The organism is Pseudomonas cichorii, from assembly GCF_015471405.1.
GTDB lineage: Bacteria > Pseudomonadota > Gammaproteobacteria > Pseudomonadales > Pseudomonadaceae > Aquipseudomonas > Aquipseudomonas serbiensis.
Map to the genome: position 1 here is coordinate 397542 of NZ_BLVZ01000002.1, position 25217 is coordinate 422758.

Genomic DNA, 25217 nt, shown 5'->3' on the forward strand with positions numbered 1-25217 from the left:
ATACAAAGGCGGTGCGCACGCACCGCCTTTGACGCCTTACCTGCGCTTCTTGCCGCCCAGCAACGACCCCATCAAACCCCGCACCAGCTCACGACCCAATTGAGTCGCCGCCTGACGCATGGCATTTTTCACCGCCTGCCCTGCAACGCTTCCCAGAAACTCACTGGCCTTGTCCCCGAAACTTTCCGACTCCTGCGTGTTTGCGGCAGGTGCATCGGCCTGACTCGGTTCGCTCGCTTTGCGGGTGACCAGTATTTCGTAGGCCGACTCCCGGTCGACAGGCCTGTCATAGCGCCCCGCCAGAGGCGACTGGCTGATAAGGCTGACACGCTCGGCTTCGCTCAGCGGCCCGATGCGCGATTGAGGAGGAGCCACAAGAACCCGCTGGACCATGGCCGGCGTACCCTTGTCCTGCAAGGTGCCCACCAGCGCTTCACCGATTCCCAGCTCAGTCAGCACACTCAATGCATCGAACTCAGGGTTGGGCCTGAAACCATCGGCTACTGCACGCAGCGACTTCTGCTCCTTGGCCGTAAACGCTCGAAGCCCGTGCTGAATACGCAGCCCCAACTGCGCCAGAATGTCATCCGGCAGGTCACCGGGCGACTGAGTGACGAAATACACACCGACACCCTTGGAGCGAATCAGACGCACCACCTGTTCAAGCCGCTCCTGCAAGGCCTTGGGCGTATCGGCAAACAACAGATGCGCTTCATCGAAGAACAGCGCCAGCAGCGGCTTGTCTGCATCGCCACGCTCAGGCAATTGCTCGAAGAGTTCTGCCAGCAACCACAGCAGGAAAGTGGCGTAGACCTTGGGGGCTTCGTGTACCAGGCGGCTGGCGTCCAGCAGATGAATGCGCCCTCGCCCGTCGCTGGCAGGCCGCAGGATATCTTCCAGTTGCAAGGCCGGCTCACCAAACAAGGCTTCTGCGCCCTGCTGCTCCAGAACCGCGAGACGCCGCTGCAAGGCCTGGCTGGAACCGGTAGTCATCAGCGCGCCATCTTCCCCCAGCAACTGCGGGTTATCGCGCAAATGGTTGAGCAGTGCCTTGAGGTCCTTGATATCCAGCAGCAGAAGGCCTTCACGATCAGCCACCTTGAAGGCTGCGTACAACGCCGATTGCTGGCTGTCGCTCAGTTCAAGCAGATTGCCCAGCAACAACGGCCCCATTTCACTCAATGTCGTGCGCAAGGGATGGCCGGACTTGCCGTCAATATCCCACAGCGTTACTGGATATCCCTGAGGCTTGTGATTGAGCCAGGGCATCCCGGCAATCCGTTCGGCAATCTTGCCCTGAGGATTGCCCGCTGCCCCCAGCCCGCAGAGATCGCCCTTGATATCCGCGGCGAATACGGCCACGCCGGCATCGCTGAAGGCTTCAGCCAGACGCTGCAAGGTGACCGTCTTGCCAGTCCCGGTTGCACCGGCCACCAGACCATGACGATTGGTCAGGCGCAAAGCCTGAAAGACCGGTTGCCCACCAAGGTCGGCCCCCAACGCAATTTCCTGAGAATCGGGCATGTCATCACCTTCTCATGCACATCATGCAGAGCTGTTGGAAATAGCTGACCGCCAGCCAGCCGCTTTTTATAGAACGCATAGTATTGACCAGTTTCAACAAGGCTGACTGCCATCCTCCCGCCGGGCGGCGGGATTTGCACGCGAACATCTATTCTTGTGGGAGGTCAAGGAAAGAACTGCCATTGATCGCAGGAGTGCCAACTGTGCATATCGCCGACATGACCATGTTCTACGCCCCCGCCAGCGGTGGAGTACGCACTTACCTCGATGCCAAGCACCGCCGCCTTGAGCGCTACCCGGATGTGCGCCACAGCCTGCTGATCCCCGGTGCCTGCTCAAGCCATAACGACGGGGTTTATAAAGTGGCCGCTCCTGCCTTGCCGTTCAGCAATGGTTACCGCTTTCCGTTACGGGTATCGCCCTGGCGCAATGTATTGCATAGCCTGCAACCGGACCTGATAGAAGTCGGCGATGCCTACCTCACTGCCTGGGCGGCACTCGATGCCCGGCGGCAACTGGAAGTGCCGGTGATCGGCTTCTATCACTCGGATCTGCCATTGTTGGTCAGCAACCGCATGGGCCACTGGATGGGGACCAGTGTCGAAGCCTACATCAGCAAGTTATACGGCAACTTCGACCGGGTATTGGCGCCCAGTCAGATCATGGCTGACAAGTTGATATCCCTGGGCGTAGAAAATGTTTATACACAGCCCCTGGGCGTCGATCTGGAGACATTCAACCCCCGCCATCGAAACCCGGACATCAGAACTGAACTCGGCTTGAACGAACATACCCATCTGCTGATATTTGCCGGGCGCGGCTCGAAAGAGAAAAAGTTGCCGGTCTTGCTTGAATGCATGCGCCAACTTGGCCCGCACTATCACCTGTTGCTGGTGGGTTCACATATGCCGGTCCAGGTGCCGGACAATGTTTCGGTTATCGGACGCTTCTGCAACACCAGGCTGCTGGCACAACTGCTGGCCAGTGCCGATGCCCTGGTACATGCAGGCGATCAGGAGACTTTCGGCCTGGTAATCCTTGAAGCCATGGCCAGCGGCATTCCCGTAATTGCCGTCGCGGCCGGGGCTTTTACTGAAATAGTAAAACCGGAGTGCGGCTTGTTGTGTCATGCGAATGATCCCCAGGCGATGGCCTTCGCCGTTCGCGAGTTGTTCAGCCATGACACGCAGCAGAAAGGCCTGGCGGCTCGACGCCATGTCGAGGAGCGTTACAGTTGGGATAACGTGATCAGCGGCCTGCTCGAACATTATCGAGCAGTCCTGGGCTGTCGCCTGCCAGCACTCGCCCATGGCTGAAACGCCGAAACCGCGCAGTGTCCTGCTGGTCCTGCATGATGTCGCGCCGCCAACCTGGGCCGACTATCAGCCCTTTGTGGCTGCCGTGGATGCATTGGGCTCGATCCCCATCACCTGGCTGGTCGTACCGGACTTCCACAAACGCCACCCGCTGGATAACGACCCGTACTTGCCTAACCTGCTGCACAGCAGGCTTGAACGAGGCGATGAGCTGGCATTGCATGGTTACTGTCACTACGACGACGGCCCTGCGCCCCGCTCACTGCATGAATACTTCATGCGTCGCATCTTCACCTGGGAAGGCGAGTTTTACACCCTGAACAGACAACAGGCCCTTGCGCGACTGGAAGCGGGTATTGAACTGTTCAGACGCCATGCCTGGCCCCTTCACGGTTTTGTGGCACCCGCCTGGTTGATGAGCCAAGGCACCCGCGAAGCGCTGCGCCAACTGCCACTGGCTTACACCAGCGACTCGCAGCACCTTTATCGATTACCTGACTTTACGAGCATCGATGCACCCGGTCTTGTCTGGAGCGCACGAAGTTCCTGGCGGCGAGGCGTATCGAAAGTGGTCAGCGAACTGCACAGGTCCAGGATTCAGGAAGCACCGACCATTCGTCTGGGCCTGCACCCTGTCGACATGCGCCATGGGTTCTCGCGCCGCTACTGGCTCGACACCCTCAAACGCTTGCTGGAGGAAGGACGTCAGCCCATGACCAAAATCGCCTGGCTGAATGCTCAAGCGTTGCTGTCGGGCTCGGGGGATTGTTCTTGCAACTGACGCCACAATTCAGCGGCCTCAGAGAAGTCGGCGCCGTCTTCAGGCGTCAACTCATCAAGGTCGTAGCGACTCAGACAGCCTTCGCCCAGAGTGGGAGGCGCGGTGGAGGTGGCTTTGTCGAGGGGATCGGTCATTAGCAAGGCGCCCGTACATTCGAAGAAAATCTGTCGCCTTCAATGACGTCTCGCGAATGAATTCGCTCCTACAGAGGCGTAGGAACGAATTTATTCGCGAATGGCGCAAATGATCAATCGAAAACCACGGTCTTGTTGTCATGCACCAACACCCGGTCTTCCAGGTGAGCACGCAGACCACGGGCCAGGACCATTTTTTCCACGTCACGGCCGAAGCGCACCATGTTTTCGATGCTGTCGCGATGGCTGACGCGAACCACGTCCTGCTCGATGATGGGACCGGCGTCGAGTTCTTCGGTGACATAGTGACAAGTGGCACCAATCAACTTCACGCCACGCAGCGAGGCCTGATGATAAGGCTTGGCGCCGACGAACGATGGCAGGAAGCTGTGGTGAATGTTGATCACCTGATGGGCATATTCGCTGCACAACTGCGGCGGCAGGATCTGCATGTAGCGCGCCAGAACCACCACATCAGCCTTGTGATGACCGACCAGACGCGAAACTTCGGCAAATGCCGGCTGCTTGTCTTTTGGATCGACAGGGACGTGGTAATAAGGAATGTCGTGCCACTCGACCATGCTGCGCAGATCCTGGTGATTGGAAATCACGCAGGCGATGTCACAGTCGAGTTCATCGCTGTGCCAGCGGTGCAGCAGGTCAGCCAGGCAATGGGATTCGCGGCTGGCCATCAGCACAACGCGCTTCTTCTGCGCAGAGTCAGTGATGCGCCAGTCCATCGAGAACTCTTCGGCGATAGGCGTAAACGCCTCGCGAAAGCCCTCGAGATCAAAGGGCAATGTATCGGCACGGATCTCGTGACGCATGAAGAACCAGCCACTGAGATTGTCCGAATGGTGGCTCGCTTCGGTAATCCAGCCATTATGGGATGCCAAAAAGTTACTGACTTTGGCAACGATGCCAACACGGTCCGGGCAAGCAATCACCAGACGAAAAGTGCGCATTTAGGGAAACTCCAGAACTTCGCAAAGGCGCTATTCTAGCGACTGTGCGGCAAAACTGCAGTATTCCCTTTGCCTGCCTCTCAAGAAAACCCGCCGCCAGAGATTGCACCTTGCCAGCATCACATTGTCAGCGCTCAAGCCCCAAACAAACCCTCTATTTAGCGGTGCTTTAATAGGGTGCATCTTTGGGAGTCGCACACCCGCTTGCTAGTTCCATGAATCTGTAGACGGGGTGTATATTCTAAATAATCCAATAAAACTTTTATTTAATGTTTACTTGCTCAAGTTCTCTGACTATTATTGCGTGACTGTAACCCTGAAACCCATCACAACATAAGGTTCCCTCATGTCCCTGATCAACGAATACCGCGCCACAGAAGAAGCCATCAAAGAACTGCAAGCCCGTTTGAAAAACCTGTCGCAAGACGACAAACTGCAAACCGAGCTGGAATTTGAAGGCAAACTGCGCACACTGATGGGCGAATACCAAAAATCGCTGCGCGACATCATTGCACTTCTGGATCCAGAATCCAAAGTTAAAGCGCCTCGTGGCGGTGCAGTGAAAACTACCGGCACCAAGCGTGCTCGCAAAGTCAAGCAATACAAAAACCCGCACAACGGCGAAGTCATCGAAACCAAAGGTGGCAACCATAAAACTCTGAAAGAGTGGAAAGCCAAGTGGGGCAGCGACGAGGTTGAAAGCTGGGCCACTCTGCTGGGCTAAGCCTTACAGGGCTGCACCGCATCTGCACCCGTTAAAAACGCCAGCTTGCTGGCGTTTTTTTATTAATAAGATTCCCCCCCTCTCGCCTTATACTCCCAATCGCCCGGTTAAATGCTGTACATAATTCTGCCACTGATTCAACACCTGAAGCTGCGCAGGGGTGGCATTAACAGACAACTCGGCCAGCGCGTCTGTAAAACTTTGTAAGGTATTGGGAGCGCCCCATTCCGGGCTGCGTAGCCGCGCCTGACAAAAATGGCGCCAACGCTGTTGCTCTTCGTCACTCAAGGTATCGGGGAAGTTACGGGCGCGATAACGAAACAACAACTCAGGCAGACGCCCATCGTCAAAAGGCCACGCATCATGGGCCAGTTGTTCCGGCTCGGCACAGCGTACTTGCTCACAAAGTCGACGATCACGATCACCAATAAATCCATCATACAATTGCTGCTCGGGATCTTCGGTGGCCGTGAAATCATCCTTGTCATACAAAGCAGGCAATTTACTCTGCCAAACTTCACGACTCTCGTTCAGCCGAGACGCGCGCGCCTGATAGCCCGCCATATCCAGCTGCAAGCGCTCTTGATCTTCACTGCGCAAGACACTGAGCGGCGCAATCACCGGGCATCGATTTATATGCAGTAATTTGAGCGGCACCGGCAACTCACCCTCCGCCATCTCCTCACGACGCCTATATAAACGCTGCTTCAGAACTTCGGCATCCAGGTCCAGCAGAGGCGAATGATCCAGATGCAGGTCGCACACAATCAGGGCATTGCGATTCCTGGGATGCCAGGCCAGCGGCAATACCACACCCAGATAATTACGGGCCGCAGAAAAGCGTCCTGAGATATGCACCAGCGGCTGCATCAGACGAATCTGTTCCTGAACCTTATGTTTGCTGCGCAGAGCGAACAGGTAGTCATACAGTCTTGGTTGTTTCTCACGTATCAGGCGCGCCAGAGCGATAGTTGCCCGCACATCCGACAACGCATCATGGGCTTGCCCGTGATCAATGCCATTGGCGGCGGTCAGGCGTTCCAGCTTGAGGGTTACTCTGCCCTCTTCCTGTGGCCAGACAATCCCGTCAGGGCGCAGTGCATAGGCGGCTCGCACTACATCGATCAAATCCCAGCGACTGTTACCGCCCTGCCACTCTCGCGCATAAGGATCGAAGAAGTTTCGATACAAGCTGTAACGGGTTACCTCATCATCGAAACGCAGCGTGTTATAGCCCGAACCGCATGTGCCGGGAGCCGACAGTTCAGCATGCACACGGGTCATGAAATCGGCTTCGCAGAGCCCTTTTTCAGCCAGACGCTCGGGCGTGATCCCGGTAATCAGGCACGCCGCCGGATGAGGAAGAATGTCGTCGCCGGGCTGGCAATAAAGATTTACGGGCTCTGCGATCTCATTGAGGTCGAAGTCGGTACGAATGCCGGCCATCTGCAACGCACGGTCACTGCGCGGATTGATACCGGTGGTTTCATAGTCGTACCAGAAGATGCTGGAGGTCACGGGCTGATCCTGAACAAAAGACCTGCAAAGTGTAGGTTGTCGAGCATGCCTGTGGCGAATTAAAGCCTTATTGCCCCACAAAGCCCGGAATGCCTTGTTGCGCACCACAGCCTTGCTCGATAGCATCACAAATCGCTTTCAGGTGCCCTGCTCCCGACAATGTCATCGCCTCCAGCCTCGCCAAGGAATGCAGCGCCGCCCGCGCCACTGGATACCCGAATAGGGATCGAGACCCCGGAAGGCATCGATCTGGTCATCCGTCCAGCCGGTCTGCTGCCGCGCGCACTGGCCTTCGGGATCGATCTCGGCATCCGAGTGCTGATCATCGGCGCACTCATCATGTTCTTCCGGCTGTTCGACAAACTCGGCACAGGCCTGGGTTCCATCGCCACGTTTCTGGTGACCTGGTGGTACATGGTGCTGTTTGAAGTATTGAATCAAGGCAGCACGCCGGGCAAACGCATCATGGGCCTGCGCGTGGTACAGGACGATGGCACGCCCATCGACTGGGCATCGTCGCTGATCCGCAACCTGCTGCGCGTCGTCGACATGCTGCCTTTCGGTTACTGCATCGGGATCATCAGTTGCCTGAGCCATCCCATGTTCAAGCGTCTGGGCGATCTGGCGGCCGGAACCTGCGTGATCTATCGCGATGTACCGGTCCAGCGCCCCGTTCTGCCGCAAGCCGAGCCGGTTGTTGCGCCGTTCACGCTGACTCTGGACGAACAACGTGCCGTCATGGATCTGGCGGAACGCCAGGGCGAACTCTCCGCTGCCCGCACTGAAGAGCTGGCAGCCATTCTGGCAGAACCCTTGCACATTCCTCCCGGCAAGGCAGTCGCGCACATCAATGGCCTGGCCCGCGGCCTGTTGGGGCCAACATGAAACAGAGCCTGTTCGAAGCCCGTCACCAACCCCAATGGCAACGTTTCAGTGAGCGCCTGGATGCACTTGAGCGTAGCAAGAGCGATCCCGAAACCGGCGAAACCTTCGCCAGCGATTACCGGCGTATCTGCCATCAACTGGCATTGGCGAGGGAACGCGGCTACAGCAGCCACTTGATCGACCCGTTGCAACAACTGGCCATGCGCGGCCACCAACAGCTCTACCGCCATCGCAGCAGCATCGGTGCGCAGTTCCTGAGTTTCATCCTCGCAGGCTTCCCGCGTCTGGTTCGGGCGCAATGGTGCTTCGTACTGGTCGCCAGCCTGTTGTTTTTCGCCAGCCTGATCGGCATGGGCCTGCTGGTGTATTTCTTTCCGGATCTGGTCTACAGCATCCTCAGCCCGGCACAGGTCAGCGACATGGAAAGCATGTACGACCCCTCCGCGAAACGCATAGGCCAGGCGCTGGAGCGAGAATCCAGCGATGACTGGATGATGTTCGGCTACTACATCATGAATAACATCGGCATCGCGTTTCAGACCTACGCCAGCGGATTGCTCTTTGGCCTGGGCAGCCTGTTCTTCCTGCTGTTCAACGGCCTGATGATCGGTGCCGTTGCCGGCCACCTGACACAGATCGGCTTTGGCCAGACATTCTGGTCATTCGTGGTGGGGCACGGTGCCTTTGAGTTGACGGCAATTGCCCTGGCCGGCGCGGCAGGCCTGAAACTGGGCTGGGCCTTGCTGGCTCCGGGTCGCCTGACCCGCGCCGAAGCCTTGCGTCTGGCGGCACGAACCAGTGTGCAGTTGATCGGCGGCGTCATTCTGTTCCTGTTTATTGCGGCCTTTATAGAAGCCTACTGGTCATCGATGACCTGGCCCGCCCCTCTCATCAAATATCTGGTGGGCGCCGCTCTCTGGGCATTGGTGATTGCCTATCTGGCTCTGGCAGGACGGACAGCCCATGCGCCTGACTGACGCCAGCGTCACGATACGTCCGCGCAACGCCTGGGAAGCCATCGATCTCGGCGTACTGCTGGCCCGCGAGCACCGGGCCCTGCTGATGAGCAGTTGGGCCATCGTCACACTGCCGGTCTTCACACTGCTCAGCGTATTGCTGTGGGATTATCCCTCGCTGGTCTTCATCCTGATCTGGTGGCTAAAACCCGTCTTTGAGCGCTTGTCCCTGCTGATTCTCTCCCAGGCCTTGTTCGGCCCTGCGCCGACACTCAAACAGGCGCTCAAGGGCTGGCCTGCGACACTCAAGAACCAGTTGCTCCCCAGCCTGACCACAAGACGCCTGAGCCTGAGTCGCAGTTTCCTGCTGCCGGTGCAACAACTGGAAAACCTTTCAGGCATCGAACGAAGCCAGCGCATCGCCCTGCTCCAACAAAAAAACATGCGCGCCGCCCGCTGCCTGACCATCGTCGGCAGCCATCTGGAATTTGCGCTGTGGTTCGGCCTGATCCTGCTGTTCTATGCCTTCATTCCCCAGCAGATCGAACTCGACTGGCGCTGGTACAGCATGCTGAATACGGACGGAAGCTGGAACTGGCTTGAACACCTGAGCAATGCGCTTTATGCCTTGGTGCTGGTGTTCTGGGGGCCGATCTACGTTGCCTGCGGTTTTACCCTGTACCTCAATCGCCGCACCACACTGGAAGCCTGGGATATCGAACTGATATTCAGGCGCCTGCGCCAACGGTTGATCGGCAGCGCTTCTGTCCTGCTGATAGCCACAGGCTTGGCCCTGTCCGCCTTGCCCACGTCGAGCCTGGCAGACGAACCCCAAAGCTATAGCTGCCCGCTGCCGGAGCAGGATCCAGCCATCAATGACCCGCAACCCGCTGCGCCCGATACACCACGCCTGACGCATCAGGCCTTGACCAGCGAAGACGCGAAAAAGGACATCAAGGCCCTGCTGCAACAACCACCGTTCAAGAACCCCAAGACCGTAAGCGGCTGGCGCTTCCCGGAACACGAAGAGCCCGCGTCCAAGGCCAAGCCCGGCAGTGAAGGCGCCCTGATCAAATGGCTGAACGGCTTGTTGAGGTCGGCAAATGTGATCGCCAACGTACTGGAGGTCTTGCTTTGGGGGGCCGCCATCGCCCTGATCGGCTGGCTGGTCTGGCGTTATCGCGAGTGGTTCAAGACCTTTGTAGGCCGAGGCAATGGCAAGCGCAAAACCTTGCATGACAGGCCCGAGCAGTTGTTCGGCCTGTCCATCACGGCCCAAAGCCTGCCTGACGACATTGCCAGCCACGCCCAGCGACTCTGGGCCACCCAACCGCGAGAAGCGTTGAGCCTGTTGTATCGCGGCTTGCTCAGCCGCTTGTTGAGTGACTATCAACTTCCCCTCAAGAACGCCGACACCGAAGGCCAGGTGCTGGAGCAGGTCACGAAACTGAACCAGCCACTGCTGAGCGAGTTCAGCCGCAACCTGACCACCCATTGGCAAAACCTCGCCTACGGCCATCGCCTGCCACCCGCTCATCTGCAGCAGGAACTCTGTGACGGCTGGCGCCGCCTGTTTGATGCCGGAGTACAGCGATGACTCGGCGCAAGCAGATCCTCATCGGCTTGCTGGTGCTCGTGGCGCTGGTACTGAGCGCTGTCTATGCCTACAAGAACCTTGAGCCCTACGAAGAAATCATCGATCAAGGGCCTTCACCGGAAGTAGCGGCCAATCCGTACCTGGCTGCCGAACACTTCCTTCGGCAACGCTCGACGTCAGTAAACACGACCCGCACCCTGCTCGCTCTTCCCGATGTCAGTCAGCAGGCACAAACGCTCTTGCTGCTCGACAGTCGCGAAAACATGACGCCTGCTCAGGTCGAACGGCTGCTGGACTGGGCCAGATCGGGTGGCCATCTGCTGTTTGTCGCCGAGCAGCTATGGGACGAAAAAAAGGGACGGAGCGGCGACCTGTTGCTGGACAGGGTTCAGGTTCGCCAATACCTCACAAGAGATATCAAGCGACAGGACCGCGAACAGGAACGGCTGGAAAACGAGGCACGCCCCAGACTGCCCCTTCCCATGATTGCCCCGCGCCCTGCGGCACCTTCCATGCGCTGGCCGGAACTGACTCGCCTGTATCTGGAAAACGAAAAAGAACCGGCCTACATGAGTTTCAGCCCGGCCTTCCATCTGGAAGATCCGCAGGATCACGCCCAGTCCTGGGCCAACAGCGCCGATGCCACGCACATGCTGCAAATGATCTACGGCAAGGGGCTGATCACTGTCCTCACGGACTCGGATCTGTGGAAAAACCGCGCCATCGCCAAATACGACAACGCCTGGCTGTTGTGGTATCTCACCCAGGACAGCGCGGTGACCATGCTTCTGGAAACCGAGCATGACAGCCTGCCGGGACTATTGCTGCGCAACTTCCCGCTGGCGCTGGTGACACTCGCGCTACTGATCATCCTGACGCTCTGGCATGTCGGCCTGCGTGAAGGCCCCTTGCAAGCGCCCGCCGCCAGAGGCAGGCGACAACTGGCTGAGCATCTGCGCGCCAGTGCCGACTTTGTGCGCCGACGCAGTGGTCAGCAGGTTCTGCTCAAGAGCCTGCAAATGGATATCCTGCGGCGCGCCCGCCTGCGCCATCCCGGTTTTGAACGATTGGGGGTAACCGATCAGTGGCAGGTTCTGGCCCGCCTGACTCGCCAACCCACCAGCGCCATCAGCGACGCCCTGCGGCCAAGACCCAGCCAGCGGATGTCCAGTGCCGAATTCACCCGTCAGGTTGCCCACCTGCAAACCCTCAGGAATGCCCTATGAGCGATCAAACGACCGACCAGCCTCACACTCCCGACGACCTCACGCCTACCGAAGCCCAGGGTGCTGCCGAACAGGCGCCGAGCAATCAGGCGCAGCAACGTCAACGCGCCAGCCATCTGGCACAGGCGCTGCGCAATGAGCTGCAAAAAGCACTGATCGGCCAGAATGCAGTGATCGACGATGTCCTGACCGCCCTGATCGGCGGCGGCCATGTGTTGCTTGAAGGTGTGCCGGGGCTGGGCAAGACCCTGTTGGTCCGCGCCCTGGCTCGCTGCTTCGGCGGTGAGTTCGCCCGCATCCAGTTCACTCCCGACCTGATGCCCAGCGATGTCACCGGCCATGCGGTGTACGACATGCAGACCGAGCAGTTCAAACTGCGCAAGGGGCCTCTGTTCACCAATCTGCTGCTGGCCGACGAGATCAACCGCGCACCGGCCAAGACTCAGGCCGCGCTGCTTGAAGCCATGCAGGAACGGCAAGTCACCCTTGAGGGCCGAGCGTTACCCATTGCCCAGCCCTTCATGGTGCTGGCGACGCAAAACCCCATCGAACAGGAAGGCACTTATCCGTTGCCAGAGGCTGAACTGGATCGCTTCATGCTCAAGTTGCGCATGGATTATCCCGACGCTCAGGAAGAACTGGCCATGGTTCGACAAGTCACCCGCTCGACCCGCGCCGACATGCTTGATGTGCAACCCCTGCGGGTGATCCTGCAAGCCCGTGAGGTTCAGGCATTGCAACGCATCGCCAGCGAACTGCCCATGGACGAACAGGTTCTGGACTATGCCGTGCGACTGGCGCGCAGCACACGCACCTGGCCAGGCCTGAGCCTCGGTGCCGGGCCACGGGCGTCCATCGCTCTGGCCCGTGGCGGACGGGCACGCGCACTGTTACGCGGCGGTGAGTTCGTCATACCGGACGACATCAAAGGCTGCGCCCTGGCCGTATTGCGCCATCGCGTGCGGCTATCGGCAGAGCTGGATATCGAAGGTCTTTCGGTGGATCAGGTACTCAAGCAAGTACTCGATCAGGTTCCGGCACCGCGCCTATGAAGCAGGCATTCAGGCCTTCTGTCGTACTGTTGCGCTGGCTTGGCGGGCTGGCGGGCATTGCCTTGCTGCTCGGAACCCTCAAGGCTTTGGGCGTCGAGCTACCCCACCAGGTCACAACCCTGTTCTGGGGAGCGTTGCTCGGGCTGACCGGGGCAAGCCTGTTCGACCTCATCAAGGTCGCACGCCAACCGTCACCCGGCGTGCAGCGCCACTTGCCGGGCAGCCTGGCACTGGGACGCTGGAGCGAAGTGCGGCTGGATCTTGAGCACGTCTACCCGAGTGCCTTGACCTTGCAAGTGTTCGATCACATTCCCAACGGTCTTGAATTTGAAAACATGCCGCAATCGATCACCCTGGCCAGCGGCGAACAAGGCCGGCTGGGGTATCGTCTGCGCCCCTTGAGCCGAGGGCATTTCGTCTTCGGGCACTGCGAAGTCAGCCTGCCCAGCCCGTTGCGCCTGTGGTCTGCACGTCGCTATCTGCCGCTGCCCGGCAGCACCCGCGTCTACCCGGATTTCGCCCGACTGTATGGCGGGCAATTGCTGGCTGTGGATAACTGGCTCAGTCAGATCGGCGTACACCAGCGTCAACGCCGGGGTCTCGGGCTGGAATTCAATCAATTGCGTGAATTCCGCGAAGGTGACAGCCTGCGGCAGATCGACTGGAAAGCCACTGCCCGGCAACGCACGCCCATTGCCCGTGAATATCAGGACGAGCGCGACCAGCAAATCATCCTCATGCTCGACTGCGGCCGACGTATGCGCAGTCAGGATGGCGACCTGTCGCACTTCGATCACAGCCTCAATGCCTGCCTCTTGCTCAGTTACGTTGCATTGCGCCAGGGAGATGCCGTGGGGCTGATGACCTTTGCCGGCGAACAGCAGCGCTATCTGGCCCCGGTCAAAGGGCAGAGCCAGTTGAACCTGTTGCTCAACAAGGTTTATGACCTGCAAAGTACTCAGCATGCAGCGGACTACAGCGCTGCGGTACGCCAGGTGCTGGCGCGGCAGAAACGCCGGGCACTGGTGGTACTGGTGACCAACCTGCGCGATGAAGACGATGAAGAGCTGCCGGCAGCCGTTAAACAGCTCAGCCGCCATCACCGCGTACTGGTCGCCAGTCTGCGTGAAGAGGTTCTCGACAGCCTGCGTCAATCGTCGGTACAAACCTACGATCAGGCGCTGGCTTATTGCGGGACCATCGATTTTCTCAATGCGAGAGCCGGGCTTCATGAACGCCTGGCAGCCCAGGAAATCCCGGTCATGGATGTACGCCCAGCAGAACTGGGCGCACAACTGGTCACTCGTTACTTGAGCTGGAAGAAAGCAGGAACCCTGTAAATCGCCTGCGTCAGGCTGAAGCTTCCACAAGGTAGAAGCAGAAGTAATGACGCAGAGCATCGGCAAGATCACGATAGCCCTCAGGCACCGTGTTCAATAAAAAGCCCGAATTGTAGTTTCCAGGTGTTTCATCTTCGTTGCACCACAGGCAGGTGGCATTTACATCTACCATCCTTTGCCCGCTCTCGTTAACGGGCATCTTCATGCGCAAATCAAATACTGCGCCGACCAGTAATGGCAAGTCACTGATGAGCATCAATCCCTCTTCAGAGACATTGCCCAGACAACCTATCGACCTGCCGGTGTAGCGATTTGAGACGTGAAGATAATCTTGCAATTGGTGACGTTCAATCCTTCGATTCCTTTGCATCTCAGCCGCCTTCTGAACTATTGGGCGTGATCCTGCACGCGAACAATTCAAATTCCCTGCGGTTACGACCTACTCATGCCGCATGGAAAGCCCTTGAAACAGGTTTAGCTCTGTACATTCCATTCCCTTGACACAGAGCCTAGCCGAGATTTTTTTAACATCCACCCAAAAACGCTACTTTTCCCCCAATCGGGTGTAATCATTTTGACGCAGGAAGGGGCTTCGCAGGTTGTCCACCGAGGTTATGGCCCAGTTGCGACAAGGTATCGAGGCGTGCGCGGGCACGGTACGCATATTCACTGGAAGGATACCTGGCAATCAGAAATTGATAGGTCTGCACCGCATCTATATACAGCTTTTGCCTTTCAAGGCATTGCCCACGCAGCATAGACACTTCCGGCAGGACGTACGGGCGATCACGGCTCTGACGCTCGACCTTCGACAGAGACAGCATCACACTGTCGCAATCACCACGATCATAAGCCTGATAGGCCTCATTCAAGTTGGCGTTCATCGCCCAACGGGTACATCCGCTGACAGCAACCAGTAATACAAGAATCGTTAAAATGCGCATGAGAGTCTCCTGTTCTGTGCCTTGATATCGGCCCCCGGCCCCATTTCTTCAGGGCCGATTCAACACCGATCATCAGCCGATTGCCCTGCCGATTTCCGAAGAGGTAGTGCAAAGGAACAATGACTAAAGCCCCGGACAGGAGTAGCCTCTCGCTGCGCTTCAATTAAGGAGTTTGTGCATGACCGTTCGCCGCACCAAAATCGTCGCCACACTTGGCCCTGCCAGTAATTCGCCTGAAGTCATCGAACAACTCATTCTCTCGGGTCTGGACGTTGCTCGCCTGAACTTCTCCCACGGCACCCCGGATGAGCACAAGGCTCGCGCCAGGCTGATCCGTGAAATCGCCGCCAGACACGGGCGCTTCGTCGCACTGCTGGGTGACCTGCAAGGCCCGAAAATTCGTATCGCCAAGTTCGCCAACAAACGAATAGAGCTTAAGGTCGGAGACAAGTTCACCTTCTCCACCGCTCATCCACTGACCGATGGCAATCAGGAAATCGTGGGCATCGATTACCCCGACCTGGTCAAGGACTGCGGCGTGGGCGACGAGCTGCTGCTCGACGACGGTCGCGTGGTCATGCGCGTCGATACACAAACGGCTGAAGAACTGCATTGCACCGTGTTGATCGGTGGCCCGCTCTCGGACCACAAAGGCATCAACCGCCGCGGTGGTGGCCTGACAGCACCCGCGCTGACCGAAAAAGACAAACAGGACATCAAGCTGGCTGCAGAAATGGAGCTGGACTACCTGGCCGTTTCCTTCCCGCGCGATGCCGCGGACATGGAATACGCTCGCAAGCTGCGTGACGAAGCCGGCGGCACTGCCTGGCTGGTCGCCAAGATCGAGCGCGCCGAAGCCGTTGCAAACGATGAAGTGCTCGACGAGCTTATCCGCGCCAGCGATGCCGTCATGGTTGCCCGTGGTGACCTGGGCGTTGAAATCGGTGACGCCGAACTGGTCGGCGTACAGAAACGCATCATCCTGCACGCACGTCGCCACAACAAGGCGGTGATCGTTGCCACGCAAATGATGGAGTCGATGATCTCCAGCCCGATGCCGACCCGCGCCGAAGTGTCCGACGTGGCCAACGCCGTGCTCGACTACACCGACGCCGTGATGCTCTCGGCTGAAAGTGCCGCCGGTTCCTATCCGATCGAAGCTGTACAGGCCATGGCTCGCATCTGCCTGGGCGCTGAAAAGCACCCGACAGGCAAGACCTCCAGCCACCGCATCGGTCACTCGTTCACTCGCTGTGACGAAAGCATCGCGCTGGCCGCCATGTACACCGCCAACCACTTCCCGGGCGTCAAGGCGATCATCGCCCTGACCGAAAGTGGCTACACCCCGCTGATCATGTCGCGTATCCGTTCTTCGGTGCCGATCTATGCGTTCTCCCCGCACCGCGAAACCCAGGCGCGTGCCGCCATGTTCCGTGGCGTCTACACCGTGCCGTTCGACCCGGCAGCCCTGCCGCCAGGTCAAGTCAGCCAGGCTGCGGTAGACGAACTGCTCAAGCGCGGTCTGGTCGAGCAAGGCGACTGGGTCATCCTGACCAAGGGCGACAGCTACCACACCATCGGTGGCACCAACGGCATGAAAATCCTGCACGTTGGCGATCCCCTGGTTTAAAACGCCAGACGCCGTAAACGAAAACCCCCGGTCTCTCGCGAGCCGGGGGTTTTCGTTTTATGGAAGCATGATCTGGAAAGGGACTTGGTCGCGACGCTTCAAAACAATACCTAACGGCCTGAAAACACATCAGCAAGCATCTGGCTACGAGGTAAACCAGCCATGTAGAGCCGCTTGGCGAACACTTCGACACTCTCGGGACTGCCGCAAACCAACGCCATGGCTTGCCTGGATAGAAGGCGCAATTCAGACAATGCGCTTTGCAGTTCATCGGCAACGATCATCTGAATATGCAGATTGGCATGCCGGGTTGCCAGCGCCTGCAATGCATCACGAAGGTAATGCTCACTCCTTTCATGTGCCAGATGCAGCACACGAATCACACCCTTGTGCTCCTGACGCAACGCCTCGCGCAGCACGCCCCACAACGGGCCAAGCCCGGTGCCAGCCGCCAGCAGCAACAGCGGACGCTCCTGCCAGTCGGGGTCGTATTGCAAGGCACCGCCACGCAACTCGCCCAGCCTGATGGCATCGCCCACTTGCAACTGCCTTGCAACATCGCAGAACGCGCCGGGACGGCGGCAATCGAGGTGAAACTCCAGAAAAGCGTCTTCACCGGGCAGGCTGGCCAGTGAATACGGCCGCGCAACCCCGCTGCTCGTCCACAGCACCTGATGCTGACCGGCGCGGTAACGCAGCGGGCGCTCCGGCTCCAGACGCAAACGCAGCACCGTCGGGCTCAGCCAGTCGCAGCCCGACACTCTGGCAGGCAAACCGTCGCGAACCGGGTCGAAGACCTCCACCGTCAGATCTTCAACCACACGGCACTGGCACGCCAGACGCCAACCCTGCTGACGCTTGTCCGCAGCCAGCGCATCGGGTTTGTCATCCGCAGGTTCGCCCTGTACGCAGCGCACCAGACACGCATGGCAACTGCCCGCCCGACAACTGTAAGGTACGGCAATACCCGCCTGATTAAGGGCATCGAGCAGATTACTGGCCGCAGCCACCGGCCAGTGCCGGTCGCCGACATGTATCTCAGGCATCGGAAAGTTCCAGGCCCTGCGCAGAAAATATGCGCGATTGTACAGGTTGGTCGATTGGGCGGGTTATACTGCCGCGCCTTTTTGCGCCCGCTACGGCTACCCTGACAACTCTGGCTCGTGCCGCTGTGCCAGATGTCTGCCGATAGCGTAATTGAATGTTCCCGTCCTTACAGAGGAGCGCGCCGCATGACCGTGATCAAGCAAGACGACCTGATTCAGAGCGTTGCAGACGCACTGCAATTCATTTCCTATTACCACCCCGTTGATTTCATCCAGGCCATGCATGAGGCCTATCTGCGTGAAGAGTCCCCTGCTGCCCGCGATTCCATGGCTCAGATCCTGATCAACTCGCGCATGTGTGCAACCGGCCATCGTCCGATCTGCCAGGACACCGGTATCGTCACCGTGTTCGTGCGTGTCGGCATGGACGTACGCTGGGATGGCGCCACCATGGGCCTGGACGACATGATCAACGAGGGCGTGCGTCGCGCCTACAACCTGCCTGAAAACGTCCTGCGCGCTTCGATCCTGGCCGACCCGGCTGGCGCTCGTAAAAACACCAAGGACAACACTCCGGCGGTCATCCACTACTCCATCGTGCCGGGTAACACCGTCGAAGTGGACGTCGCGGCCAAAGGCGGCGGCTCGGAAAACAAATCGAAGATGGCGATGCTCAACCCGTCCGACTCCATCGTCGACTGGGTACTGAAAACCGTTCCGACCATGGGCGCTGGCTGGTGCCCACCGGGCATGCTGGGCATCGGTATCGGCGGCACTGCCGAGAAGGCGGCGGTCATGGCCAAGGAAGTGTTGATGGAGTCCATCGACATTCACGAGCTGAAGGCCCGTGGCCCGCAAAACCGTATCGAAGAAATGCGTCTTGAGCTGTTCGAGAAGGTCAACCAACTGGGCATCGGCGCTCAGGGCCTTGGCGGTCTGACCACCGTGCTTGACGTCAAGATCATGGACTACCCGACCCACGCCGCTTCGCTGCCGGTGTGCATGATCCCCAACTGCGCCGCCACCCGTCACGCGCACTTCGTTCTGGACGGCTCCGGCCCGGCTTCCCTGGAAGCGCCGCCACTGGACGCTTACCCGGAAATCGTCTGGGAAGCAGGCCCGTCGGCCCGCCGCGTCAACCTCGACACCCTGACGCCGGAAGAAGTACAGAGCTGGCAGCCGGGCGAAACCGTTCTGCTCAACGGCAAGATGCTCACCGGTCGCGACGCAGCGCACAAGCGCATGGTCGAGATGCTGAACAAGGGCGAAACCCTGCCGGTAGACCTCAAGGGCCGTTTCATCTACTACGTCGGCCCGGTCGATCCGGTACGCGAAGAAGTGGTTGGCCCGGCTGGCCCGACAACGGCCACGCGGATGGACAAGTTCACCCGCCAGATCCTTGAACAGACCGGCCTGCTGGGCATGATCGGCAAATCCGAGCGCGGCCCGACCGCTATCGACGCGATCAAGGACAGCAAGGCTGTGTACCTGATGGCCGTCGGTGGCGCTGCTTACCTCGTGGCTCAGGCGATCAAGAAATCCAAGGTCCTGGCCTTTGCCGAACTGGGCATGGAAGCGATCTACGAGTTCGAGGTCAAGGACATGCCAGTCACGGTCGCCGTCGACAGCAAAGGCGAATCCGTACACATCACCGGCCCGCAGATCTGGCAGAAAAAGATCAGCGACAGCCTGGCGGTGGAAGTGCAGTAAGTCTGGTTGGCGTACTCAAAAAACCCGGCGCAATGCCGGGTTTTCTTTTTGTGTTCTTGCTCTTTAGCGAATGAATTCGCTTCTACACGGTCCGGTAGGAGCGAATTCATTCGCGAAGGGACGGTATCTACAAACAGGCTATCGAACGATCCACCATAGCCTTGGCCATTTCCGCCAGATGCTGCACCGAGAAGGCCAGATCGCGGCTTGTGCCCTGGGCGCAGTCGCCCGACTCGTAGGCTGTGGTGATGATGCAGCGCAACAGGTCGGAAGCGTAATTGAGCGCTTCTTCCCGATTGACGGACTCGTTGACGATAAACAGGGCTGTGGGTGGGGCTGGTATGACTTTATCGAGCATTTGTGCAACTCCAGGCTTGTTAAAGGAGCCGCCTCTTATCGCTACCAACGATCAGGGTGGCGGCCGTGCGCAAGTTGGTAGACCGGCAGCCTGGCGAACCGGTGCGTCCGAGAACGCCGAGCGCACGGCCACCATAAACGCAGGCCGTAAAAACGCGCCCCGTAGAAGGTGGCGCATTGCGCCGGGCTAGCTCAGGTCTACCAAACCTGATCGCTGATTTTGCAGCGACCGGGGCAGCCTAGAGACCTGAATGACAAGGCGCAAGAGGTTGGGATTTTCTCGGAAATGTCCTTCAAGGGAAAGAGAGGCATCCTGTCATTTAGAACAAAAAACTGAATGACCGAAGCATCGGTAAAGATCCATTCTCATAAAAAACCCGGCCTTTATCACCCATCAAGCTATGCCTTTAAAAACATGTAACTCATTGTTTTAAATTTTAAAAAAAAACATATTCCTTCCTCACTGTCATTTCTGTCAGATGACAAAAACCCTCTATTGAAAAAAGCTGTCAGTAATCCCCGCAGGAGCACTGACATGTCCGACCAGCCTTTTTCCTTACTCAGAAATCTCGCCAAAACCGAGCCATCTCCTGTTGAACAGGCAGATGGAAAAATGACGTTTATCAGCGCCATTCAAGAGATGGGGATTACTTCGGTATTCGACATTGTGCGCCGCGCCAAGCCTGCTTTCGTGCGAGAGCTTGCCCGGTTGAGCGATGCCAACGGTGAGCTGGCTTATGAAAACGCCCGTTGTTACGCCACCCAGATTGTTCGGCTGTATCGCAACCAACTGGTGTCATCCGGGCGCACTCAAAGCATTACCAGGCGTACCGGTGTTCGCTCGCTGGTGGATATCGGTCCCAGCTTCCCCAACCTGTTCAAGGAAAACTGGGACCTGTTTTGCAAGGTGGGCGCGATTGAAGCCAAGGACTCGCCCGCGGCGTACCTCACGTCCCTGTACAGGTTTGCCAGGGAAGAGCTGGAAGGCAGCACCCCGGAAACAAACCGTATCAGTCTCGAAGACCGTCGCCCGGACCTGAAAGATCTTTTGATCGATCAGCAAAGTACCTTCACTCCGGTGCCGACCTTGCAGATCGTCAATCAGGTATTGAGCAAGGCCATCGACACTTATGTCGATACCGTAGAAGCGGACAAGGACAAGACCATTTATCAATTGGTGGCGGAAAAGAAACACCCCTTTCTGTTCCCGTACAACTTTCACCATCAACAGATCATGCTGGGCCTTGGCGGCAAGAAACCGAGGCTGGGCGAGCTGAGTTACCGTATAAGCCTTGAGGTTCCGGCCACATCTGCCGGGACCAGCGCCTATGGAGCTCTGCAACACAACAGTTCCGTAGCGCAGGTGATGATGAGCGGGTTCAGCCCCGAGCTGTTTAGGACTGAGATAAATACAGAGGGTCAAATAAGATAAATGTGGGATATGAAGGGAGAACATGGGAAAGGTTGGGATAGAGGATGCAAAACCATTGCATTGGTCGCAATGGCTTTGAGTGCGGACTTCAGACGTCCATCGGACCAAACATATCGCTCTGACGCTTGGCGACTTCCTCCTTTCTGACGGTTTTGATGATCTTGTAAACCCACACCAGCGAGATTGAGTACTTCCGCGCCAAATCACTGTGATTGGAGCCGTTGAAGTCGTTGTACACCTGCAGATCTCGGCGGCTTAGTCGGATTGACTGTCCCATTGGAACGTAGATGTTTTGGCCACCCCAGTGGGATGCAATCCGTTCGGCCACCTCACGACCCACCTGGTCAGCTCGCTCCTTATCCAGCTTGGTCAGCTCGACAAGAGCATGAGATATCTGCTCTGCCAGATCCGTCAGCAGCTCAGGTGCCTTGCTGCGCGATTTGCTCATACTCATATAGGCTCCTGCAAGCGTGAGCTCTGCTTACCTGCGCGCTGCTCCCACTGCTTGAGGTTCTCGATAACCTGACCGGCCTGAGCGATTGTCAGCCATTGCAGCGCCTTAACGCCTGTCATCGTGCACACGAACTTAGCTAGCGCCGACTCTGACGAATCTCGAACAACTCCAGCAGCGTGCAGGCCCAGCCACATAGACCTGATTTTCTTCGACTGGGCATCGCCAGCCATCGGGCGAACCGATTTTTTGTTTGGACGTACCTTGAAACCTTTGGCTTTGAGCTGTTCCAAAACCAGCTTCAGCTTTGGAATGCTCAAATCTGCTGTCGAAGTGACGCCACCCAACTGTTTCATGCCAGCAAGCATCAGTCGGTAGGTATCGGGCTCCATGCCCAGCTCGCGGCGGCCCACATGGATCAGCTTGATCAGTTGCAACCTTTCATCTGTACTCATGCCTCATCCCCCAAGGCCGCGATGCGGCGCTCTCCTTCTTCTGCAGTACAAATCCCAAGCAGAACGTCACTTTTGATTCGGCCAACATTTTCCTGGTGCACTTGCTGCACAGTCATGCTGGATTTTGAGCGACCCGGCGTCACTGGCTGTGCCTTGATCACCGCTGCAGGGTCGTTGGCTATGCCATACACCACAGCGCGCAGGTAATGGTGGGTGTCCAGCGGAAGCGTCAGGCGCTCCCGCTGAGTCAGCATTTGATCAATGCCTGCTGCCCACATTGCTGGAGTCGCCGGCTTTGATTCAGCAGTCCGAGCGTCACGGGTGACCGAGCCGGTTTTGACCAAGGCCATCAGTTCCTCAACCAGTTTGATAGCGCGGCTGGTGCGCAAGCCGCGCTTGGCTGGGCTGAACAACCGTAGGTAACCGAGGACCGCCCGGCCGAGGCGCGGTTCGATATCAGCGAACTGGGCAGCCAAGCGCTTTCCCTCATCATCTAAGAACCCGGCTTCCAGAGGGAACTGCTCGCCGCAACAAGGGCATTGAACTCGCATTCAAACCCCCATCGTCAGCCGGGCACGAGGCTCATGGCTTACCGCTCGGTGCAACTGAGCGGATTTTCCAGCCTGGTAGCCAGCATCTGCCGCTGACTCATCCCGTGACTTGAGCTTGCGCCGCTTGATTTCTGCCTTTTCCAGTTCAGGATGGTGCTTTTCAATATAGGCTTCGATCGCCTCGGCAATGTTGTCTTCAACACCGGAAAATTCGTCGATTTTCTGGTGTACGGCATCAATCCAGGCATTGGCAAATGCGTCCCCACGCGCTGTTTTTGTCGACCGCTTGCACCGTTTCTGCGTGTCCAGGTATTCACGGCGAGCCTTCTGCAGTTGCCGGACCAGCACCTGATAGGCATAACCGGTCAATTCGGGAGCCGCAGCGCAGCCGATCAGGATGAAGCGTGAAGCACTTAAGGGGCTTGTCTGAATGATCAGTCGGGTACCGAAAGCTAGGCTGCATACTTGGGCCAGGCGAACACGCCAGGCCGGAGGAGGCCCCTCTGATCCTGCCAGGATCGACACCTCGCACGCCATGCTGGCCAGCACGTCGCCCATCTCCAAGCTGTACATGTCCATCAGCTTGCGCGCGTGGCGTAGCGCCGTTTCTGCCTCATTGGGGTTGCTGGTTTTGGACTTGGCCATCTCCAGGCACTTTTTTATTTTATCGAGGATACGATTCTCTTCCATGTCACACCCCCAAGACTTGTTTGAAATGGAACCGAAGATCAATGGTGTTTTTTATTCCAGCGCTTTTGAGCGGCTCGACCCTTTCGACCTCATTCATAGGGCAGATTTTTCTTACCAAGGCTTCGGCCGCATGTTGCCCACTGATCGAAGAAGACGCTTTTGCCTTATGACCAGATGCGGAAGCGTGGTATGCCCCCGTCGAGTAACGTAAACGAATAATGATTGACTGCATGTCACACCCCCGCGATATCGAGGCTGATTGGGCGGTACTGATCGGAGTCTCCGACTCGCTCATATACGCGGATGTAGGATTTAGAGCCCACCACTTGGCATGCCTCTCCGATCGCTGTCATTGCTCGCTGCCAGCGTTCGTCCTTGATATCCAAGCGCCGCAATGCAAGAACTCGTGCAGTACGGATCTCGCCCTGAGCGTCAGTGCGGAACGCATCATTCGCTAGAGTCGCCACTTCCGGGCGGGCACCTTCAGTCCAATCGCGTAGGCATTCATCGATCAATGCACGTGCTGCCTGCAGGCGTTCATCGAACGCAATAGATTCCTGCACAGCACGCTGGATCTTGAAGCGACCGTCGAAGCTGTAGAGGGTGACGTTGCCCTTTTTTCCGCCCAATTTAACGGCATATTGCTCGGCGCTCAGCTCAACGAAAGCCTCGATATCGCCGAATGCGCCAGCTTTGAAAGTGGTCAGTTCGCTATTAATTTTGTCTGCGCGCTGAACCAGATCGCGCACTAAGCGATCGCGCTCCACATCAATCGGTTTGATCATGCTTTCGTGAACGAGACGACCTTGTGCGTCCTGCCAGAAGCCTACGGGGATCGGCGTTTTTTGGGTGTTAGACATGATGTTCTTCCTTTATAAGAGCTTGAAGTTGGAGTGACGCAGATCGGCAAGTGTCGTCGATCTTCAGGTCGTGCTCCTGCACCACCACACGCTCAAATCCCCCTTGTTTGTCATAGACGGTGATCATCCAGCCGCTCACTCTGTTGAAGCCGATTTCCAGCCATAAGAACGGCTTGATCATGAGTGCAGCTTCAAAATCAACCAGCAAGTCTGACAGGGGCACAACGTGCGCCCCCGCCAAGGCCTGAAGGGAATGCAGTACCTGGTCAAGGTGATCTGCTGCATCTGAAAAACGACCTTCGGAAGTAGCTGCTCGGGTTAACTTGATTGAATCCGTGGCATTTGATGAGCCTCGTACATGCTCAAGAAGCACTGCGACATGCTCCATAGCCTCTTGCCAAAAAATGGTTGGAGTTTCAGATCTGACGGCTGTAGTCAGGGTGTCAATTGAGGTTTTCAGAGCCTGATTCATCAGTGAGTCTGCCTTGCAGCTTGTGCTACTTTCTGCTCTTGGTAGTGAGCAGCAAGACGCTGCATCTCGTTGTAAATTTCGCTGTAGTTTTCCGATATCTGCAGCTTGGCCAGCCTCACCAAAATTGCATCAAGTGCGTGAACTTGCTCTTTGAGCTCAATGATCTTCAGGTCTTTACCGAACAGGTCATCGTTGGCCCGTTTCAGCTCAGCGCGCACTTGGTGTTCACTCAAAAGATCCGGGTTACAGAGGGTTGAGCAGGCATGAAAAACAATGGATTCGCTCATTTGTCCTGCTCCTTTACACGTGAGAACCAGGACACGTTCATATCGCGTATGCGTACTGAATGGCGGGTGTGGAGCCCGCTGGTTTTGCTGCTCTGACTACGGATCTCATGACCAAAGCGGCGTGAAATAATGTCCAGGTCATCACCTGAGATCACGATGCGTTTATCCAGGAAGTTCAGCGAACGGATATTGGCACCCGCATCGCGAAGATCCCGAGTCAATTGGTTGAACGCAGCGAGCATGGGTTGGAAGTCATGAGCCAGAAGGCTCAGTGGTGGCTTGGGCTGTGGTGGTACGAGGTACAGGTGTGCCAT

The 25217-nt window shown here is 57.6% G+C and carries 28 protein-coding genes; 12 read left to right on the plus strand and 16 right to left on the minus strand.

The features are described 5' to 3' along the window. Window positions 1-36: 36 nt before the first annotated feature. On the minus strand, window positions 37-1524 hold the full coding sequence (locus JL015_RS03725; RefSeq protein ID WP_201017446.1) for a helicase HerA-like domain-containing protein: 1488 nt from the start codon (window positions 1522-1524) through the stop codon (window positions 37-39). A 224-nt stretch (window positions 1525-1748) separates the two neighbouring features. On the opposite strand from JL015_RS03725, the gene JL015_RS03730 reads away from it, so the two are divergent. Continuing rightward, on the plus strand, window positions 1749-2840 hold the full coding sequence (locus JL015_RS03730; protein WP_201017535.1) for a glycosyltransferase family 4 protein: 1092 nt from the start codon (window positions 1749-1751) through the stop codon (window positions 2838-2840). Beyond that, on the plus strand, window positions 2833-3621 hold the full coding sequence (locus tag JL015_RS03735; RefSeq protein WP_201017447.1) for a DUF2334 domain-containing protein: 789 nt from the start codon (window positions 2833-2835) through the stop codon (window positions 3619-3621). The genes JL015_RS03730 and JL015_RS03735 overlap by 8 nt, the downstream gene beginning before the upstream one ends. Here JL015_RS03735 and JL015_RS03740 read toward each other — a convergent pair. Continuing rightward, window positions 3579-3755 (minus strand): hypothetical protein, encoded by a 177-nt coding sequence (locus JL015_RS03740; protein ID WP_201017448.1) that lies wholly within the window; start codon window positions 3753-3755, stop codon window positions 3579-3581. The two genes, JL015_RS03735 and JL015_RS03740, sit on opposite strands and share 43 nt — an antisense overlap. A 113-nt stretch (window positions 3756-3868) precedes the next feature. Then, complete coding sequence (gene purU / locus JL015_RS03745) at window positions 3869-4720, minus strand: formyltetrahydrofolate deformylase (RefSeq protein WP_201017449.1); 852 nt, start codon at window positions 4718-4720, stop codon at window positions 3869-3871. Window positions 4721-5066: 346 nt separating this feature from the next. On the opposite strand from purU, the gene mvaT reads away from it, so the two are divergent. Further along, window positions 5067-5444, plus strand: coding sequence for a histone-like nucleoid-structuring protein MvaT (gene mvaT / locus JL015_RS03750; RefSeq protein WP_201000236.1), 378 nt, complete (start codon window positions 5067-5069; stop codon window positions 5442-5444). Between the two features lie 87 nt (window positions 5445-5531). Here mvaT and sbcB read toward each other — a convergent pair whose 3' ends face one another. Next, window positions 5532-6962 (minus strand): exodeoxyribonuclease I, encoded by a 1431-nt coding sequence (gene sbcB, locus JL015_RS03755; RefSeq protein ID WP_201017450.1) that lies wholly within the window; start codon window positions 6960-6962, stop codon window positions 5532-5534. Between the two features lie 159 nt (window positions 6963-7121). Between sbcB and JL015_RS03760 the strand changes: the two genes are divergently transcribed. The 6 genes from JL015_RS03760 to JL015_RS03785 are packed head-to-tail and all read left to right on the plus strand — an operon-like array spanning window position 7122 to window position 14018. Beyond that, complete coding sequence (locus tag JL015_RS03760; RefSeq protein WP_201017451.1) at window positions 7122-7847, plus strand: RDD family protein; 726 nt, start codon at window positions 7122-7124, stop codon at window positions 7845-7847. Next, on the plus strand, window positions 7844-8824 hold the full coding sequence (locus JL015_RS03765; RefSeq protein ID WP_201017452.1) for a stage II sporulation protein M: 981 nt from the start codon (window positions 7844-7846) through the stop codon (window positions 8822-8824). The genes JL015_RS03760 and JL015_RS03765 overlap by 4 nt, the downstream gene beginning before the upstream one ends. Further along, entirely contained in the window at window positions 8811-10400 is a 1590-nt protein-coding gene (locus tag JL015_RS03770) for a DUF4129 domain-containing protein (protein WP_201017453.1), read from the plus strand. The genes JL015_RS03765 and JL015_RS03770 overlap by 14 nt, the downstream gene beginning before the upstream one ends. Further along, window positions 10397-11626 carry a DUF4350 domain-containing protein gene (locus JL015_RS03775; protein ID WP_201017454.1) on the plus strand — a complete coding sequence of 410 codons (1230 nt, stop codon included), beginning with the start codon at window positions 10397-10399 and terminating at the stop codon, window positions 11624-11626. The genes JL015_RS03770 and JL015_RS03775 overlap by 4 nt, the downstream gene beginning before the upstream one ends. Continuing rightward, window positions 11623-12678: an AAA family ATPase gene (locus JL015_RS03780; protein WP_201017455.1), complete on the plus strand. Its 1056-nt coding sequence runs from the start codon at window positions 11623-11625 to the stop codon at window positions 12676-12678. Before JL015_RS03775 ends, JL015_RS03780 begins: the two co-directional genes overlap by 4 nt. Beyond that, a complete protein-coding gene (locus JL015_RS03785; protein ID WP_201017456.1) occupies window positions 12675-14018 on the plus strand; it encodes a DUF58 domain-containing protein in 1344 nt (447 codons plus the stop codon). The genes JL015_RS03780 and JL015_RS03785 overlap by 4 nt, the downstream gene beginning before the upstream one ends. A 10-nt stretch (window positions 14019-14028) precedes the next feature. Here JL015_RS03785 and JL015_RS03790 read toward each other — a convergent pair whose 3' ends face one another. Next, window positions 14029-14388 (minus strand): PilZ domain-containing protein, encoded by a 360-nt coding sequence (locus JL015_RS03790; RefSeq protein WP_201017457.1) that lies wholly within the window; start codon window positions 14386-14388, stop codon window positions 14029-14031. A gap of 199 nt (window positions 14389-14587) precedes the next feature. Continuing rightward, window positions 14588-14962, minus strand: coding sequence for a tetratricopeptide repeat protein (locus tag JL015_RS03795; RefSeq protein WP_201017458.1), 375 nt, complete (start codon window positions 14960-14962; stop codon window positions 14588-14590). 178 nt (window positions 14963-15140) lie between these two features. Here JL015_RS03795 and pyk point away from each other — a divergent pair, with 178 nt between their 5' ends. Then, window positions 15141-16592 (plus strand): pyruvate kinase, encoded by a 1452-nt coding sequence (pyk, locus tag JL015_RS03800; protein WP_201017459.1) that lies wholly within the window; start codon window positions 15141-15143, stop codon window positions 16590-16592. A gap of 110 nt (window positions 16593-16702) precedes the next feature. Here pyk and JL015_RS03805 read toward each other — a convergent pair whose 3' ends face one another. Further along, window positions 16703-17638 (minus strand): iron-sulfur-binding ferredoxin reductase, encoded by a 936-nt coding sequence (locus tag JL015_RS03805; protein ID WP_201017460.1) that lies wholly within the window; start codon window positions 17636-17638, stop codon window positions 16703-16705. A 186-nt stretch (window positions 17639-17824) separates the two neighbouring features. On the opposite strand from JL015_RS03805, the gene JL015_RS03810 reads away from it, so the two are divergent. Beyond that, complete coding sequence (locus JL015_RS03810) at window positions 17825-19348, plus strand: fumarate hydratase (protein ID WP_201000249.1); 1524 nt, start codon at window positions 17825-17827, stop codon at window positions 19346-19348. Window positions 19349-19475: 127 nt separating this feature from the next. Here JL015_RS03810 and JL015_RS03815 read toward each other — a convergent pair whose 3' ends face one another. After that, window positions 19476-19706 (minus strand): DUF6124 family protein, encoded by a 231-nt coding sequence (locus JL015_RS03815; RefSeq protein WP_201017461.1) that lies wholly within the window; start codon window positions 19704-19706, stop codon window positions 19476-19478. A 612-nt stretch (window positions 19707-20318) separates the two neighbouring features. On the opposite strand from JL015_RS03815, the gene JL015_RS03820 reads away from it, so the two are divergent. Then, window positions 20319-21137, plus strand: coding sequence for a Tc toxin subunit A (locus JL015_RS03820; RefSeq protein WP_236250151.1), 819 nt, complete (start codon window positions 20319-20321; stop codon window positions 21135-21137). 88 nt (window positions 21138-21225) lie between these two features. On the opposite strand, the gene JL015_RS03825 is transcribed toward JL015_RS03820, so the two are convergent. The 8 genes from JL015_RS03825 to JL015_RS03860 form a co-directional block, all read right to left on the minus strand. Then, window positions 21226-21591, minus strand: coding sequence for a Mor transcription activator family protein (locus tag JL015_RS03825; RefSeq protein WP_236250152.1), 366 nt, complete (start codon window positions 21589-21591; stop codon window positions 21226-21228). After that, window positions 21588-22043 (minus strand): gp16 family protein, encoded by a 456-nt coding sequence (locus tag JL015_RS03830; protein WP_201017463.1) that lies wholly within the window; start codon window positions 22041-22043, stop codon window positions 21588-21590. Before JL015_RS03830 ends, JL015_RS03825 begins: the two co-directional genes overlap by 4 nt. Then, on the minus strand, window positions 22040-22519 hold the full coding sequence (locus tag JL015_RS03835) for a hypothetical protein (RefSeq protein WP_236250153.1): 480 nt from the start codon (window positions 22517-22519) through the stop codon (window positions 22040-22042). Before JL015_RS03835 ends, JL015_RS03830 begins: the two co-directional genes overlap by 4 nt. A gap of 75 nt (window positions 22520-22594) precedes the next feature. After that, window positions 22595-23284, minus strand: a complete 690-nt coding sequence (locus JL015_RS03840) for a DUF2786 domain-containing protein (protein ID WP_201017465.1) — start codon at window positions 23282-23284, stop codon at window positions 22595-22597. 233 nt (window positions 23285-23517) lie between these two features. Continuing rightward, window positions 23518-24144 carry a DUF3164 family protein gene (locus tag JL015_RS03845; RefSeq protein ID WP_201017466.1) on the minus strand — a complete coding sequence of 209 codons (627 nt, stop codon included), beginning with the start codon at window positions 24142-24144 and terminating at the stop codon, window positions 23518-23520. After that, window positions 24137-24616 (minus strand): hypothetical protein, encoded by a 480-nt coding sequence (locus JL015_RS03850; RefSeq protein WP_201017467.1) that lies wholly within the window; start codon window positions 24614-24616, stop codon window positions 24137-24139. Before JL015_RS03850 ends, JL015_RS03845 begins: the two co-directional genes overlap by 8 nt. Continuing rightward, window positions 24616-24903 (minus strand): hypothetical protein, encoded by a 288-nt coding sequence (locus JL015_RS03855; RefSeq protein ID WP_201017468.1) that lies wholly within the window; start codon window positions 24901-24903, stop codon window positions 24616-24618. Before JL015_RS03855 ends, JL015_RS03850 begins: the two co-directional genes overlap by 1 nt. Beyond that, a complete protein-coding gene (locus tag JL015_RS03860) occupies window positions 24900-25217 on the minus strand; it encodes a hypothetical protein (RefSeq protein ID WP_201017469.1) in 318 nt (105 codons plus the stop codon). The genes JL015_RS03855 and JL015_RS03860 overlap by 4 nt, the downstream gene beginning before the upstream one ends.

Bases quoted from the DNA above. Each gene is read 5' to 3' on its own strand.
- JL015_RS03725 (WP_201017446.1), bottom strand. From the start codon at position 1,524: ATGCCCGATTCTCAGGAAATTGCGTTGGGGGCCGACCTTGGTGGGCAA.
- JL015_RS03730 (WP_201017535.1), top strand. From the start codon at position 1,749: ATGTTCTACGCCCCCGCCAGCGGTGGAGTACGCACTTACCTCGATGCC.
- JL015_RS03735 (WP_201017447.1), top strand. From the start codon at position 2,833: ATGGCTGAAACGCCGAAACCGCGCAGTGTCCTGCTGGTCCTGCATGAT.
- JL015_RS03740 (WP_201017448.1), bottom strand. From the start codon at position 3,755: ATGACCGATCCCCTCGACAAAGCCACCTCCACCGCGCCTCCCACTCTG.
- purU (WP_201017449.1), bottom strand. From the start codon at position 4,720: ATGCGCACTTTTCGTCTGGTGATTGCTTGCCCGGACCGTGTTGGCATC.
- mvaT (WP_201000236.1), top strand. From the start codon at position 5,067: ATGTCCCTGATCAACGAATACCGCGCCACAGAAGAAGCCATCAAAGAA.
- JL015_RS03760 (WP_201017451.1), top strand. From the start codon at position 7,122: ATGTCATCGCCTCCAGCCTCGCCAAGGAATGCAGCGCCGCCCGCGCCA.
- JL015_RS03765 (WP_201017452.1), top strand. From the start codon at position 7,844: ATGAAACAGAGCCTGTTCGAAGCCCGTCACCAACCCCAATGGCAACGT.
- JL015_RS03770 (WP_201017453.1), top strand. From the start codon at position 8,811: ATGCGCCTGACTGACGCCAGCGTCACGATACGTCCGCGCAACGCCTGG.
- JL015_RS03775 (WP_201017454.1), top strand. From the start codon at position 10,397: ATGACTCGGCGCAAGCAGATCCTCATCGGCTTGCTGGTGCTCGTGGCG.
- JL015_RS03780 (WP_201017455.1), top strand. From the start codon at position 11,623: ATGAGCGATCAAACGACCGACCAGCCTCACACTCCCGACGACCTCACG.
- JL015_RS03785 (WP_201017456.1), top strand. From the start codon at position 12,675: ATGAAGCAGGCATTCAGGCCTTCTGTCGTACTGTTGCGCTGGCTTGGC.
- JL015_RS03790 (WP_201017457.1), bottom strand. From the start codon at position 14,388: ATGCAAAGGAATCGAAGGATTGAACGTCACCAATTGCAAGATTATCTT.
- JL015_RS03795 (WP_201017458.1), bottom strand. From the start codon at position 14,962: ATGCGCATTTTAACGATTCTTGTATTACTGGTTGCTGTCAGCGGATGT.
- pyk (WP_201017459.1), top strand. From the start codon at position 15,141: ATGACCGTTCGCCGCACCAAAATCGTCGCCACACTTGGCCCTGCCAGT.
- JL015_RS03805 (WP_201017460.1), bottom strand. From the start codon at position 17,638: ATGCCTGAGATACATGTCGGCGACCGGCACTGGCCGGTGGCTGCGGCC.
- JL015_RS03810 (WP_201000249.1), top strand. From the start codon at position 17,825: ATGACCGTGATCAAGCAAGACGACCTGATTCAGAGCGTTGCAGACGCA.
- JL015_RS03815 (WP_201017461.1), bottom strand. From the start codon at position 19,706: ATGCTCGATAAAGTCATACCAGCCCCACCCACAGCCCTGTTTATCGTC.
- JL015_RS03820 (WP_236250151.1), top strand. From the start codon at position 20,319: ATGACGTTTATCAGCGCCATTCAAGAGATGGGGATTACTTCGGTATTC.
- JL015_RS03825 (WP_236250152.1), bottom strand. From the start codon at position 21,591: ATGAGTATGAGCAAATCGCGCAGCAAGGCACCTGAGCTGCTGACGGAT.
- JL015_RS03830 (WP_201017463.1), bottom strand. From the start codon at position 22,043: ATGAGTACAGATGAAAGGTTGCAACTGATCAAGCTGATCCATGTGGGC.
- JL015_RS03840 (WP_201017465.1), bottom strand. From the start codon at position 23,284: ATGGAAGAGAATCGTATCCTCGATAAAATAAAAAAGTGCCTGGAGATG.
- JL015_RS03845 (WP_201017466.1), bottom strand. From the start codon at position 24,144: ATGTCTAACACCCAAAAAACGCCGATCCCCGTAGGCTTCTGGCAGGAC.
- JL015_RS03850 (WP_201017467.1), bottom strand. From the start codon at position 24,616: ATGAATCAGGCTCTGAAAACCTCAATTGACACCCTGACTACAGCCGTC.
- JL015_RS03855 (WP_201017468.1), bottom strand. From the start codon at position 24,903: ATGAGCGAATCCATTGTTTTTCATGCCTGCTCAACCCTCTGTAACCCG.
- JL015_RS03860 (WP_201017469.1), bottom strand. From the start codon at position 25,217: ATGGCACACCTGTACCTCGTACCACCACAGCCCAAGCCACCACTGAGC.